Genomic DNA, 13,257 nt, shown 5'->3' on the forward strand with positions numbered 1-13,257 from the left:
CCGGCTCGGCGATCTCGGATCCCGTGGCGGGATTGAATGCACGCAGTGGTTTTTCCTCGCCGCGCACCGCTTTGCGACCGATCAGCATTTCGCCGGTAATAGACATTTCACTTTCCTTGAATGGACGTCCCCGATATAGGTCATCCTACAACACCGCAAGGTCCTCGGCAACCTGCAACCCATACTCAAAGAGGAATTCGGGTTTACGTGCCCGTTACAACCTACAGAGCCGATGCTACTCTGCGCTAGATGTACGACGACCTATAACAACCAGTTCAGCCACCGCAGCTTGCCCGGATAACCCAGTTCCAGGAGACATCCTCATGACAGCCGCCACGCCTTATCAGCCTTTACCCAATAGCTTTCGCCGCGCCGTCCGCGGCGGCGAAACCCTGATCGGCTGCTGGGTTTCGCTGGCCAGTCCGATCGCCACCGAACTGCTCGGCGTCGTCGGCTTCGACTGGATGCTGCTGGATGCCGAACACGCACCGAACGACGTTCTGACGCTGATCCCCCAATTGATGGCGCTCAAAGACAGCCCGAGCGCGCCGGTAGTGCGGCCGCCCGCCAACGACAGCGTATTCATCAAGCGCCTGCTCGATAGCGGCTTCTCGAATTTTCTGGTGCCGTTCATCGAGAGCGCTGAAGACGCGGCCCGCGCCGTCGCCGCGACGCGCTACCCGCCGCTGGGTATCCGCGGCGTGTCGGTGAGCCACCGGGGCAATCGCTACGCCACGGTGCCCGACTACTTCGACATCGCCAACGACAACGTCTGCGTCATCGTTCAGATCGAAAGCCGCAAGGCGGTCGATAATATCGACGAAATTCTTGCGGTGGACGGCATCGACGCCGTGTTCGTCGGCCCGTCCGATCTCGCGGCGTCCTACGGCCACCTCGGCAACCTCGGGCATCCCGACGTACAACAGGCGATTGCGCACGTGTTCGAGCGCGCCGAGGCCGCCGGCAAGCCGAGCGGCATTCTCGCCACCGTGCAGGCCGACGCGGAGCGCTATCTCTCCATGGGCTGCCGCGTCATCGCGGTCTGTGCGGACATGGGGCTGCTGAAAGCCGGCGCGCAGGCGGTTCAAAAACACTTCATGCAGAAACAGGCGGACCGGACGTAAACACGGCCGCCATGACATCTCCGGAGGATTCCATGCAAAAAGCAGGCTTTATCGGACTCGGCATCATGGGCAAGCCCATGGCCGCCAATCTTCTCAAGAACGGCGTCACGCTCGCGGCGTTTACCCGCAGCGGCGTGCCCGACGACCTCACCCAGGCCGGCGCGCTCGCATGCGACAGCCCAGCCGCTGTGGCCGCGCAGGCCGACGTGATCTTCACCATGGTGCCGGATACGCCGGACGTCGAACGCGTGCTGTTCGGCGAACAAGGCCTCGCCGACGCGTTGCGTCCGGGACAAACCGTGGTCGACATGAGCTCGATTTCGCCGATGGCCACGCGCGAGTTCGCGGCCCGCGTGCGTGAGCACGGCGCGGACTATCTGGATGCACCGGTTTCCGGTGGCGAGGTCGGCGCCAAGGCCGGTTCGCTGACCATCATGGTAGGCGGCGAAACCGCGACCTTCGAGCGCGTCAAGCCGCTCTTCGACATGATGGGCAAGAACGTCACGCTGATCGGCGCTGTCGGCGCCGGCCAGGTGTGCAAGGTCGCCAATCAGGTGATCGTCGCGGCGACGATCGAGGCGGTCGGCGAAGCGTTGCTGCTCGCCTCCAAAGCCGGCGTCGATCCGGCGCGCGTGCGCGAAGCGCTGATGGGCGGTTTTGCGTCCTCGCGCATCCTCGAAGTACACGGTGAACGGATGACGAAACGCGCTTTCGATCCAGGCTTCCGGATCGAGCTTCACCAGAAGGATCTGAATCTCGCGCTTTCGACGGCCCAGGCGCTCGGCGTTTCGTTGCCGAATACGGCCACCTGCCAGGCGCTCTTCAATGCCTGCGTGGCGCATGGCGGCAAGGCATGGGATCACTCCGCCATGGTGCGCGCGCTCGAAATGCTCGCCAATCACGAAATCGGCCAGCCGACCACGTAAGCGCAGCCTGACCCGCGACGTCGTTCCGCTTGCTCTATGCAGATAGAGAAGGTGGAGCGGCGCGCGTTCGGCGTTCGGCGTTCGCGTCCGCACGAATCTCTACGACAAAGGATCCCACTCGCCAATAAAGTTTTTATTACAAATTGGGCCACCAATCCGCTGAACATCGCGATCCGTATCAAGACGAATATGAATCGCGGCGGCTTCGTGAAGAACTTCTATGTCGATACGGTCACGCCGCCCAACGGTGTCAATCTGAAAGGCGGCGGCTACGGCAGCGCGTTTCTGAGCGGCAGTCCGATCAATGGCACGGTGCCGGTGGGCGTCGTCACGGCGACGGCGGGCAATCCTTCCGCGTCGCAGGGCGGCCTGATCACGTTCGACTGCGACTATCAGCCGGCTAACGATGCGAATCGCACTCGCCCCGCGGTCATACAGAATGTGAACATTTCCAATGTGCAGGGGACCCGCAAGCGCGACGACGCCAGGGCCGATCCATGCCTACAACGTCAATGGAATCACGTTGAAAAACGTGATCATCGGTTCGACGACTTACAACACGACGGTCGTCGATCAGCGTTAAGCGGGAGGTAAAAAAATGGCGGCGCCCGAGTGGACACCGCCATTTTCACTACCCGGCGCGCCTCGCCGCCGGATCAGACCACAGCTTACTTTACGACCGCACTCGGTGCCGCCCAGCGCGGATCCGGCGCTTTGTCAGTGCTTCGCGCGAGCAGACACACCACGGCGGCCGCGATGATGTCGAACACGGCCAGCACCACAAACAACGGGCTGTAGCCGATCTGCGTGACCAGCACGCCGAATAGCGCCGTGAACGCCGCAGCGCCGAGATAACCCGCCATGCCGCCCATGCCGGTGGCGGTGGCGACTTCGTTCTTGCCGAACATGTCGGAAGTGATCGCGTACAGCGCGCCCGACAAGGTCTGGTGAGCAAAGCCGCCGACGCACAGCAGCGCAACAGCCGCGTAAGGACTTGCCACCAACCCGACGCAGGCGGGCCCGACCATGCAGAGCGCGCCGACCACGAAGACCATCTTCCGGGACGTGAACAGCGAGACCTTCGCGTACTTATGAAACAGCGGGCTGAGGTAGCCGCCGAGCACACAGCCGATATCCGCCGCCAGAAAGGGCATCCACGCGTACAGCGCGACTTCCTTCAGGTTCATGTGACGCTCGGTCATCATGTACAGCGGGATCCACGCGTTGAAGGTCTGCCAGGCCGGCTCGGAAAGAATCCGCGGAATGCCGATGGCCCAGAAGTCGCGGCTGCCGAGCATGGCGGTCCAACTGCGTTTGACCGCGCCGGCTTCGCTGTGCTTCGCCTCCTGTCCGCTGAGGATGTAATCGCGCTCAGCGTCGCCCAGCAGCTTCTGATTGCGCGGGTGCTTGTAAAGCAGCATCCACAGCGCGCTCCAGACAATCCCCGCCACGCCGACAATCAGGAAAGCCCATTGCCATTGACCGTGCAGCAACGCCCAGACGACCAGCGGCGGCGCCAGCAGCGCGCCGATGGACGAACCGATATTGAACCAGCCGATCGCGACGGAACGCTCCTTGGCCGGGAACCACTCGCTCGTCGCCTTGACGCCGGCCGGGATGCCCGCCGCTTCGGCGATACCGAGCACGCCGCGAAAGAACGCGAGGCTGCGCCAGCCCGTCGACCATGCCGCCGCGGCACACGCCAGCGACCAGGCCAGCGCGAACGCCGCAAAGCCGATCTTGGTGCCGACGGTGTCGAGCACGTAGCCCGCGACCGGCTGCATGAACGCATAGCAAAGCTGCCAGGCCACCACGACGTGCGAATACTGCGCGGTCGTGATGTCGAGGTCCTTCATCAGCGTCGGCGCCGCCACCGACAACGTATTGCGCGCGAGGTAATTGATAATGAGCCCGGCCGCGACCAGACTGACCATCCACCAGCGGATACCCTTGATTTTCATGACTACGTCTCCTCGTATTCCTCGATCGATCAGACAGGCCGGCCCGTGGTGTCGCTGCCCGCGGCGGCGTCGCGCGAGTAGTCGATGCCGACGAAGCTGCCGCCCTGGTAACGCTGACCCAAGGCATCCAGCGGATTCGGCCGCGCCAGAATGTCCTCGGCATAGGCCTCGGCGTCCTGCGTCGGTCGATAACCCAAACGCTCGGCACCGCTGTTGTCCCACCAGCTGCGCTGATTGGCCGACACACCCCACACGGTGATGAAGCCGACGTCCTCTGCTTCGACACAGCGGTCGAGGAAATGCAGCAGGTCGCGATGACCGAACCAGGTGCTCAGGTGTCGCTGCTCGGTGGGCCGTTCAAGGCAACTGCCGATCCGCACGCAAATACTCTCGATGCCATGCTTATCCCAGTACATGCGCGCGAGTGCTTCGCCCCATACCTTGCTCAGGCCATAGAAACCGTCCGGGCGCAGCGCGCAGTCGAGATTGAGATGGTCGGTGACCGGATACATGCCGATCGCATGGTTGGAGCTCGCGAACACCACGCGCCGCACGCCTTGCCGGCGCGCGCCTTCGTACACTTCAACCAGGGCGCGCAGATTGTTGTCGATGATCTCCGGCAGAGGCCGCTCCACGCTCGTACCGGCGAAATGAATCAGCACGTCGACACCCTCCAGCAGACGATCGACGACGGCCGGGTCGCGCAGGTCGCCATGCATCACGTCCTCGCCTTCCACCAGCGGCGCGAGGGCCCTGGAGCCCGCGGCGGACCGCAAGGGAATCCCGCGTGCGATCAACGCCGCGCGTACTACCGAGCCGAGCTGGCCGCCGGCTCCACTGAGGGCAATCTTCTTCATAGGGGTTCCTTTACAGCGCCGCGCGCGATGAGAGCCGGAGGACGACTAGCAGTTAGCCGTAGCGGCAACGGACCAAGATTGGGCCGCGTAGTTGTACGATAACGTACTATCAACGATGGCGGAGCCGATTTCAACTAGGCAATTACCCGTATTTACTCTCAATGTCGGGAAAACTGTCTTTGATAAACAGACGTATAGGCCTCTACCTATTATGTGACGTCATACAACATAATTGCGCAAACTGAAGGCAAACCGGAGACCTCACCGGCTCTGTCCGGGCACTCGACCGGCACGGGCGCTCGAAGACGCGCCGACGTCGATCGAGGTTTTCGCCATCGCGCCATTCCACCGGCTGGTGGTTCGCCCGGCATTGCGTCGAGCGGGGCGCGCATCGGCCGATCAGCGGCTTGACTGATGCAGCCATGCTGCATGGCAAGCAGCACGGCCCACGCATGGCAATCGCCACACGCAAGCCGCGCGCGTTACGTCAACGCGTTACGAGCCGATGAATTCCAGCAGATCGCCATTCACCTTGTCCGCCTCGACCGTGCACATGCCATGCGCGCCGCCCGGGTAGACCTTGAGCGTGGCGTTCTTCACGATCTTCGCCGTCTTGCGGCCTGCGGCGTCGATCGGCACGATCTGATCCTCGTCGCCGTGCAGGACCAAAGTCGGCACGTCGATCTTCTTCAGGTCTTCCGTGTAGTCGACTTCGGAGAACTGCTTGATGCAATCGTACAAGCCCTTGATCGAGCCGACCATGCCTTGCGCCCAGAACGAATCGATCACCCCTTGCGACGCCTTCGCGTTCGGACGGTTGTAGCCGTAAAACGGCAGCGCCAGGTCCTTGAAAAACTGCGAACGATCCGCCTCGACACCCTTGCGAATACCGTCGAACACATCGATCGGCGTGCCTTCGGGATTGCTCTCTGTCTTGAGCATCAGCGGCGGCACCGCGCCGATCAGCACCGCCTTCGCCACGCGTTTCGTACCGTGACGGCCGATGTAATGCGCGACCTCGCCACCGCCGGTCGAATGACCGACCAGAGTGGCGTCCTGCAGGTCGAGATGCTCGATCAGCGTCGCGAGATCGTCGGCGTAGGTATCCATGTCGTTGCCGTCCCAGGTCTGCGCCGAACGGCCATGGCCGCGCCGGTCGTGCGCGATCACGCGAAACCCTTTGTTGCCGAGGAACAGCATCTGCGCATCCCACGCGTCCGCGGACAACGGCCAGCCGTGTGAGAAGACAACCGGGCGCCCCTTGCCCCAGTCTTTGTAGAAAATTTCCGTACCGTCTTTCGTGGTGATTGTGCTCATCTGCTAACTCCTTTGGATGAAGTCTGCCGTTGCCGGCAGGTGGATGAAGCGTGCATCTCAAACCATTCGGGCGGCACAAACAGTGCCGCCCGACGAAAACCGCTAACAGCGAATGCCACGACGAACTCGACGCGCATTCACGGAGAACATGGGAGAAAAGTGACCGGTCGATGCGCGATGAAGCGCTGATTCAAGCATGGCACGGTCTGCAACACACTTTGATGACGGACTGACGAAGAACCGAATCGGTTCTCGTGCTATTCGAAATGACTTTCAGAAATGAAGGCCCGGATGGCGACGCGAAGCTCGCTCATTTTTCGAGTCTGCAGCAAGCCGATATGAACCGCTGGTTGGCTGCTTGCATGGTAGAAGCAAACTAGCCGGTTGGCTAGCTGACCGGCTAATAGAAAGTCTGCGCGAACGGAGTTATTGTCGGTTGCTGACGAGTGGACTCCGGTCCGCTGCGTCGATTCAATCGACCCGCGCAAAAGCATCCGTCAATGGGAAGGTCGCTCAGTTGACCTTGGGAGTTGAAAATCCGGTACTCCTATCAGCTGCCCTCCTCACGCGGCGTTGCGCCTTTGGTTAGCTGCGCTGCCGCGCGGTCTATTGCCGCAGTCCCGCGCCCGGCCAGGAAAAAACCCTCAAAGACGTATTGAGGAAAACTTGATACCTATCAACGCCTTGCCGTCTCAAAATCGAAAACCGCCGCACAACAACGCGGTTTTTTGACGCACCTCGCATCGCAGCAAAAAAATCCTCCTTCCCCTACTCTTGCGCCATCTGCTCATGGCAGTGCGCACCGACAGCGGTCGACGCGCGTAGTCCACCTTCGGGCACCACGCACATAAAAGCACTTCACGCTCATGAACTCCGCTCTATCGGCATTCGATCTCGCCCGCATTCAGTTTGCGTTCACGGTCTCATTCCACATTGTTTTTCCGGCGCTCAGCATCGGCCTCGCCAGCTTCATCGCTGTCCTCGAATGGCGCTGGCTGAAAACCGGCAAGGCGTACTACAAAGATCTTTGCCTGTTCTGGTCGAAGATCTTCGCAGTCGCCTTCGGGATGGGCGTGGTTTCCGGCGTCGTGATGAGTTATCAGTTCGGCACTAACTGGTCGGGCTTCTCCAGTTTCGCCGGGCCGATTACCGGACCGCTGCTGATGTACGAGGTCATGACCGCGTTCTTCCTCGAAGCGGGCTTCCTCGGCATCATGCTGTTCGGCTGGCAGCGCGTGAGTGCGCGCGCCCACTTCGGCGCCACGCTGATGGTGGCGATCGGCACGCTGATCTCGACCTTCTGGATTCTCGCGTCCAATAGCTGGATGCAAACGCCGCAAGGCTTTGAAGTCGTCGACGGCCACGTCGTGCCGCTCGACTGGTTCAAGATCATTTTCAACCCGTCGTTCCCGTACCGGCTCGCGCATATGGCGCTGGCGGCCTTCATCGTCGCGGGGCTGGTGGTGTCGGCGGTGGGCGCATGGCATCTGCTGCGCGGCCGGCGCGATCCGGCCGTCAAGAAGATGTTCTCGATGGCGCTCTGGCTGCTGCTGATCCTCACGCCGATCCAGGCATTCGTCGGCGATCAGCACGGTCTGAACACGCGCCAGTATCAGCCCGCCAAGATCGCCGCAATCGAAGGTCTGTGGGAAACCGAGAAAGGCGGCACGGCGCTGAATCTGTTCGGCATTCCTGACATGCAAGCGGAGACCACCCGTTATGCCGTGTCGATTCCGCACCTCGGCAGCCTGATCCTCACGCATAGCTGGGACGGCGAGATTCGCGGCCTGAAGGAATTCCCGCCGCAAGACCGGCCGAACTCGACGGTGGTGTTCTGGAGTTTTCGCATCATGGCCGGGCTCGGCGTGCTGATGATCCTGATGTCTCTCGCCGCATGGATACTGCGCCGCCGCGAACGGCTGTTCGAAGCGAAGTGGTTTCAGCGTGTCGCCGTGGCAATGGGTCCGACCGGCTTCATTACGCTGCTGGCAGGTTGGGTCACCACTGAAGCAGGCCGTCAGCCGTGGGTGGTGTACGGCGTGATGCGCACCTCGCAGGCAGTGTCGCCGCTCACCACGCAGCAGGTCGGCATTTCGCTGATGGCGTTCGTGGGCGTCTACTTTCTCGTGTTCGGTACCGGCATCTATTACATGCTCAAGCTGATGCGCTCGGGTCCGGCGCTGCCGGGACAGACGCCGCACGACGCGCCTGAACACACGCCGAACCGGACCGCGCGCCGACCGCTCTCCGCCGCCGATCAGATGATCGACGCCGCCTAACTTCACCGCCGAAGAGAAACAAAATGGACGTAACCGTAGCGTGGGCCGCGATCATCGCCCTGGGCCTATTCATGTACGTGGTGCTGGACGGCTTCGATCTGGGCATCGGCATCGTCTTCCCGTTCTTCCCCGACGAGCAGGAACGCGACCTGATGATGAACACCGTCGCGCCCGTGTGGGACGGCAACGAAACCTGGCTGGTGCTCGGGGGCGCCGCGCTGTTCGCGGTGTTTCCGGTGGTCTATGCGACCGTGCTGTCGGCGCTCTATCTGCCGCTGATCTTCATGCTGGTCTGCCTGATCTTTCGCGGCGTATCGTTTGAAATTCGCGCCAAGGCCAAACGCACGAAGCATCTGTGGGATCTGGCGTTCATCGGCGGCTCGGCGGGCGCGACGTTCTTCCAGGGCATCGTACTGGGCGCGTTCCTGCAAGGCATTCCGGTGATCGACGGCGGCTATGCGGGCGAGCCTTTCGGGTGGCTCACCCCGTTCAGTCTGCTGACGGGTCTCGGTCTGGTCATTACCTACGCGCTGCTCGGCTGCTGCTGGCTGGTCGCGAAAACCGAAGGCGATCTGCAACGCCGCCTGCATCGCGTGGTGTGGCCGCTGACGCTTGTGCTACTCGGGTTCATCGCGATGGTCAGTCTGTGGACGCCGCTGCAAGATCCGAATATCGCGCAACGCTGGTTCCATGACGAGTTGTTCTACCGCCTGCTGCCGGTGCCGTTCCTCGTGGCGATCTGCGCGTTCTTCATGTACCGCGCGGTGCGTGAGCGGCATCACAATACGCCGTTCGTGCTGGCGCTGCTGCTGGTGTTGCTCGGCTATGCCGGGCTGCTGGTGAGCCTGTGGCCGTATGCAATTCCGTCGAGCATGACGCTCTGGGAAGCCGCCGCGCCGCGCTCGAGCCAGATGTTCACGCTGGTTGGCGCAGCGGTGATTCTGCCGATCATCATCGCCTATACGACGATGGGTTACTGGGTGTTTCGTGGCAAGGTGCGTCATGACGACCAACATCACTATCACTAAAGACGCGGGCAGTCAGACCACGGGCGGCCATGCCACGGGCAGTCAGACCACGGGCAGTCACGCCGCGGGCAGCGCTTCGCAAACCCCCGGTCGCAAACTGCCCGGCTGGCTGTGGTTCATCGCGCTCTGGTGCTTCGGCGTGGCCTGCGCCGTGTCGCTCGGTTTCGCGTTCAAGCTTCTGATGAATGCGACGCTGTTCGCAGTCAAATGAAGCTGTCAATGAATACTGCTTTTGCGTGATTTCATCCGGCGGGCATAACCTTCGAATTCTCGCGTGGACGGCTTAAAAATCGAGGCGCGCGGCTCGTCTTCGTAGCAAGCCGGAACCTATGCGCGGGAGATCTGCGCTACAACCATGCGGGTGCAGCGAACCAGCCGGCGATCATACAAATAGCGTGTTAAATGGGCGGCAAACCGTAAGGCGCGCCGCGCCGTCGATCGGCATATGAAACGCGGGGTAGCCGGCAATGACGCGATTCGAAAATAGAAGTAAAACGGCAAGTAACGCCACAAGCCATAGCGCCACACGCTTTGAAGGCAGCAGCACAGCGGCGGCAGTCCACCACGCGCAGGCCCGACTCGCGGAGACATCATGAAGTTCCTTGTGGCCGACGACCATGAACTGATCCGGCAAGGCGTCAAAGGGCTGCTGCGCGGCCTCGATCCCGACGCACAATTCGACGAGGCCGATAGCTGGGAAACACTTGCCGCCGCCGCGCGGCCCGACGCCAATCACGACCTCGCCATCGTCGATCTGCATATGCCGGGCATGAGCGGCGCGTCGTCGCTTGAAATGCTGTTGAAGGCGAATCCCGCGTTGCCGGTCGTCGTGCTTTCCGCCGAAGAATCGCCCGACGAAATGCGCGCGGTGCTGGCCGCCGGGGCGCTCGGCTTCGTGCCCAAGCGGCAACCCGCCAGCGTCATGCTCAAGGCAATCGAACTGGTGTTGTCGGGAGGCGCCTACGTGCCGATGGAAGCGCTCAGCCTGCTGGGTTCGCGCGAGACGCAGAGCGCACCGGCGCACGCCGGCGCGCCCGACGAGCTTGCCGCTCAGGGCACTGCGCACGCCACCACTCAGGCCGGCGCCGGGCTCACCGAACCGATCACGCAAATCCAGGCGCTGCAACCGCACCAGCAGCATTTGCTGGAGAACCTGTCGCCCAGACAGCAGGACATCATGCGGCTGGTGCATCGCGGCTGGACCAACAAAATGATCGCGCGCGAGCTGGGTGTCGCTGAAGGGACGGTCAAGGTGCATCTATCGGTGATCTTCCGGGCGCTCGGCGTGCACAACCGATCCACTGCGATCGCCGTGATCAATGGCTGGCTCGAGGCCGGGAAAACCCTGTAATACGGGGCTGGCGGCGCGGGCCTGCGGGAGGCTGCCTCTCATTACAGCTCGCGTTGGGATTGATTTGCGGTTGAGCTCGGGCGAGCGGCGAACTCGGATTCTCACGTCATGTCCTTCAACGTGCCCATTTTCAGCCCCGTTCCCGCTTCGTTGTGCACGCTCTGCGCTTCGCCCGCCCGCATTTCCAGCGTGGGCGCCGGGCGGCCTTTATCCAGTTCCGCCTGCTGCCACAGCATTTCCAGGGTGCGCCGCAAACGCGCCGGCGTGACCGGCTTATGCAGCACCGGAATGCCTTGCAAGGCAAGCGCCGCCAGTTCCGCCGATGCCATATCGCCCGTAATCAGCAACGTCACGACACCTTCATGCCCCGCCCTTGCGAGCACATTGCGCACGGCGCTGAGCGCCTGCGCGCCGGTTCGGTGATTCGCCAACTGGTAGTCGCATAACACGGCGTCCGGCACGAAGCCCTGTTCCAGCGCTGCGAGCGCGTCGGCCTCGTCGCGCGCGCCATGCACGATGCAACCCCAGCGTCCCAGCAGACTGGTGAGGCCTTCGAGAATCGACGGTTCGTCGTCGATGCACAGGACGCGCCGCCCTTGCGCCGACGGGCCGCCCGCCACCGCCTCGTTCAGGCTGGCGACGATCCCGCCGGCGTCGCCCGCCTGCACTGGAAAGCGGAACACCGAACCGCGGCCCGGCGCCGAGCGCATCTGCAACTCGCCGCCGAGCATCTCGACGAGGCGCTTCACCGTCGGCAAGCCCAAACCATGGCCCTGGCGTGCGTCGCGCTGCGGATTGGCGACCTGGTAAAACTCTTCGAAGATGCGCTCATGTTCCTCGGCCGGAATGCCGATGCCGGAGTCGCGCACTTCGATATAACCGCCCGAACGACGCCCGGCGCGGCGATAGCCGACCCAGATCGCGCCTTCCTCGGTGTAGCGCACCGCATTCGAGAGCAGGTTGCTCAGCACGCGCTCGAGGAGCACCGGATCGTCATGTATGACCGCCGAGGCCGGCGCGATCCGCAGCGCCAGGCCCTTGGCCGCAGCTTGCGGGCGGTACTGGCTGCCGACCCGCTCGAACAGCTCCGAAAGCCGGAAATGCAAACGGATCACCTGGGTCACGCCGCTTTCCAGCCTGGCGAGATCGAGCACCTGGTTGAACAGCTGATTCAACGCCTCGACGTTATAGACGATGTGCTGCGCCGTCTTCGCATGCTGCACGGGTGTCGCCGCCGGGTCGTTGAGCGAAGCCGCCAGCAGGCCGATCGCATGCAGCGGCTGGCGCAGATCGTGGCTCGCGGCCGCAAAAAAGCGCGTTTTAGCGAGACTGGCCTCTTCGGCGACACGCTTTTGCGCCGCCAGCGACTCCGCCAGGTACTGCTGATCGACGCGCGCCTGCACGACCTGCTGGAACAGCTTGCGGTAGCTCAGCGCATAGACGTTGATCGCGCAGAAGAAGAACGCGAGGACGATCGCGAGAATCGTGCGGTCGAACGTATGCGCGCCGAAATGCAGCACGATGGTCGGAAACAGCAGAAACGGAATCGCGGTCGAAAAGTTCAGCAGGTCGAAGCCGTTCGACATGAACACGCCGGCCGCCAGCGTGACGAGCATCACGGTATGCAGCAGCGGCAAATCGGTTTGCGGACTCTGGAACGCGAACCACACCGCGAGGCCTGGCGCACTGTACAGCAGCACGCCACGCACTGCGTGCAGGTTGATCCAGCCGCGCGGCGTCGTGAGATGCGGGTAGCGGCGATTGCAGATCCACAGCGCGAGGCTGCAGCAATTGGCCACCGCATAAAACCCGAAGCACGCGATGAAGAGCGGTGGCGACGGCACATTCGGCCAATAGATCGCCACCAGCACCGCGATCGAGAACCAGTGCGAAAAGAAGGCGATCGGATCTTGCGCGTACAGCACGCGCACCAGGTCTTCGTCGATTGCACGCTGGATGGGGTCGGCCCGCATCATGCGGTCTCTCCTTTGACGGCCACGGCGGATTCGATGGCATAGAACGCAAGCGCATCGACGCGGGCACGGAAGGCCTGGCATACCACGCAGGCGCTCGTACACAGATGTTGCGATGCTGCGCAGCGCCGCTGCGGCCTTTTGGTGCAGCGCACGGTTTCAAACGGCGAACAGACAAACAACAGGGCCGACGCGCGGACGGTTTACCCGGCAGTTTACCCATCAGCTACCACTTAATCCATATAGGCGAAGGCGCCGCCGGAAACCATACTGGCTTCACGTTCCAGCGCGGCTCTCCGTTTCAAACACTCCGTACCCTGCCTTCAGTCGAAGCTCCCCGCGCTCCTTGTCCTACCCCTTTATGGAGGTTTTCATGGGCGCAGTTCCGAGCCACGCGTTCGTCCGCAATCTCGACGATGCGATCCTGCCCGACCTGTGGCG

At 62.5% G+C, this 13,257-nt stretch carries 10 protein-coding genes and 1 pseudogene; 7 read left to right on the plus strand and 4 right to left on the minus strand.

All coding sequences use genetic code 11. The features are described 5' to 3' along the window. Positions 1-323: 323 nt before the first annotated feature. From garL to QOC89_RS06675, 3 genes and pseudogenes are all read left to right on the plus strand, one after another. The gene (gene garL / locus QOC89_RS06665; RefSeq protein ID WP_323044300.1) at positions 324-1,124 is read left to right on the plus strand and encodes a 2-dehydro-3-deoxyglucarate aldolase; all 801 of its coding nucleotides are present in this window, start codon (positions 324-326) and stop codon (positions 1,122-1,124) included. A gap of 11 nt (positions 1,125-1,135) precedes the next feature. After that, entirely contained in the window at positions 1,136-2,050 is a 915-nt protein-coding gene (locus QOC89_RS06670; RefSeq protein WP_323044301.1) for a 2-hydroxy-3-oxopropionate reductase, read from the plus strand. A 141-nt stretch (positions 2,051-2,191) separates the two neighbouring features. Then, positions 2,192-2,633 (plus strand): annotated as a pseudogene (locus QOC89_RS06675) (endopolygalacturonase); the annotation flags it as partial. A gap of 85 nt (positions 2,634-2,718) precedes the next feature. Here QOC89_RS06675 and QOC89_RS06680 read toward each other — a convergent pair. The 3 genes from QOC89_RS06680 to QOC89_RS06690 form a co-directional block, all read right to left on the minus strand. Continuing rightward, positions 2,719-4,011: an MFS transporter gene (locus QOC89_RS06680; protein WP_323044302.1), complete on the minus strand. Its 1,293-nt coding sequence runs from the start codon at positions 4,009-4,011 to the stop codon at positions 2,719-2,721. A gap of 29 nt (positions 4,012-4,040) precedes the next feature. After that, on the minus strand, positions 4,041-4,868 hold the full coding sequence (locus QOC89_RS06685) for an NAD(P)-dependent oxidoreductase (protein WP_323044303.1): 828 nt from the start codon (positions 4,866-4,868) through the stop codon (positions 4,041-4,043). A 495-nt stretch (positions 4,869-5,363) separates the two neighbouring features. Beyond that, a complete protein-coding gene (locus tag QOC89_RS06690) occupies positions 5,364-6,185 on the minus strand; it encodes an alpha/beta hydrolase (protein ID WP_323044304.1) in 822 nt (273 codons plus the stop codon). 866 nt (positions 6,186-7,051) lie between these two features. Between QOC89_RS06690 and QOC89_RS06695 the strand changes: the two genes are divergently transcribed. From QOC89_RS06695 to QOC89_RS06710, 4 genes are all read left to right on the plus strand, one after another. Beyond that, positions 7,052-8,464, plus strand: a complete 1,413-nt coding sequence (locus tag QOC89_RS06695) for a cytochrome ubiquinol oxidase subunit I (RefSeq protein ID WP_323044305.1) — start codon at positions 7,052-7,054, stop codon at positions 8,462-8,464. Between the two features lie 23 nt (positions 8,465-8,487). Further along, a complete protein-coding gene (gene cydB, locus QOC89_RS06700; protein WP_323044306.1) occupies positions 8,488-9,492 on the plus strand; it encodes a cytochrome d ubiquinol oxidase subunit II in 1,005 nt (334 codons plus the stop codon). Further along, complete coding sequence (locus QOC89_RS06705; RefSeq protein ID WP_416340366.1) at positions 9,467-9,703, plus strand: hypothetical protein; 237 nt, start codon at positions 9,467-9,469, stop codon at positions 9,701-9,703. The genes cydB and QOC89_RS06705 overlap by 26 nt, the downstream gene beginning before the upstream one ends. A gap of 381 nt (positions 9,704-10,084) precedes the next feature. Next, positions 10,085-10,843, plus strand: coding sequence for a response regulator transcription factor (locus QOC89_RS06710; protein ID WP_323044307.1), 759 nt, complete (start codon positions 10,085-10,087; stop codon positions 10,841-10,843). 101 nt (positions 10,844-10,944) lie between these two features. On the opposite strand, the gene QOC89_RS06715 is transcribed toward QOC89_RS06710, so the two are convergent. Then, entirely contained in the window at positions 10,945-12,816 is a 1,872-nt protein-coding gene (locus QOC89_RS06715) for a hybrid sensor histidine kinase/response regulator (protein WP_323044309.1), read from the minus strand. Positions 12,817-13,257: the final 441 nt, after the last annotated feature.

This window comes from Paraburkholderia sp., from assembly GCF_034668105.1.
In the GTDB taxonomy this organism is placed as follows: Bacteria; Pseudomonadota; Gammaproteobacteria; order Burkholderiales; family Burkholderiaceae; genus Paraburkholderia.

Excerpts from the sequence above, each read along its gene's own strand:
- garL (WP_323044300.1), top strand. The coding sequence starts at position 324 with ATGACAGCCGCCACGCCTTATCAGCCTTTACCCAATAGCTTTCGCCGC.
- QOC89_RS06670 (WP_323044301.1), top strand. The coding sequence starts at position 1,136 with ATGACATCTCCGGAGGATTCCATGCAAAAAGCAGGCTTTATCGGACTC.
- QOC89_RS06680 (WP_323044302.1), bottom strand. The coding sequence starts at position 4,011 with ATGAAAATCAAGGGTATCCGCTGGTGGATGGTCAGTCTGGTCGCGGCC.
- QOC89_RS06685 (WP_323044303.1), bottom strand. The coding sequence starts at position 4,868 with ATGAAGAAGATTGCCCTCAGTGGAGCCGGCGGCCAGCTCGGCTCGGTA.
- QOC89_RS06690 (WP_323044304.1), bottom strand. The coding sequence starts at position 6,185 with ATGAGCACAATCACCACGAAAGACGGTACGGAAATTTTCTACAAAGAC.
- QOC89_RS06695 (WP_323044305.1), top strand. The coding sequence starts at position 7,052 with ATGAACTCCGCTCTATCGGCATTCGATCTCGCCCGCATTCAGTTTGCG.
- cydB (WP_323044306.1), top strand. The coding sequence starts at position 8,488 with ATGGACGTAACCGTAGCGTGGGCCGCGATCATCGCCCTGGGCCTATTC.
- QOC89_RS06705 (WP_416340366.1), top strand. The coding sequence starts at position 9,467 with ATGACGACCAACATCACTATCACTAAAGACGCGGGCAGTCAGACCACG.
- QOC89_RS06710 (WP_323044307.1), top strand. The coding sequence starts at position 10,085 with ATGAAGTTCCTTGTGGCCGACGACCATGAACTGATCCGGCAAGGCGTC.
- QOC89_RS06715 (WP_323044309.1), bottom strand. The coding sequence starts at position 12,816 with ATGCGGGCCGACCCCATCCAGCGTGCAATCGACGAAGACCTGGTGCGC.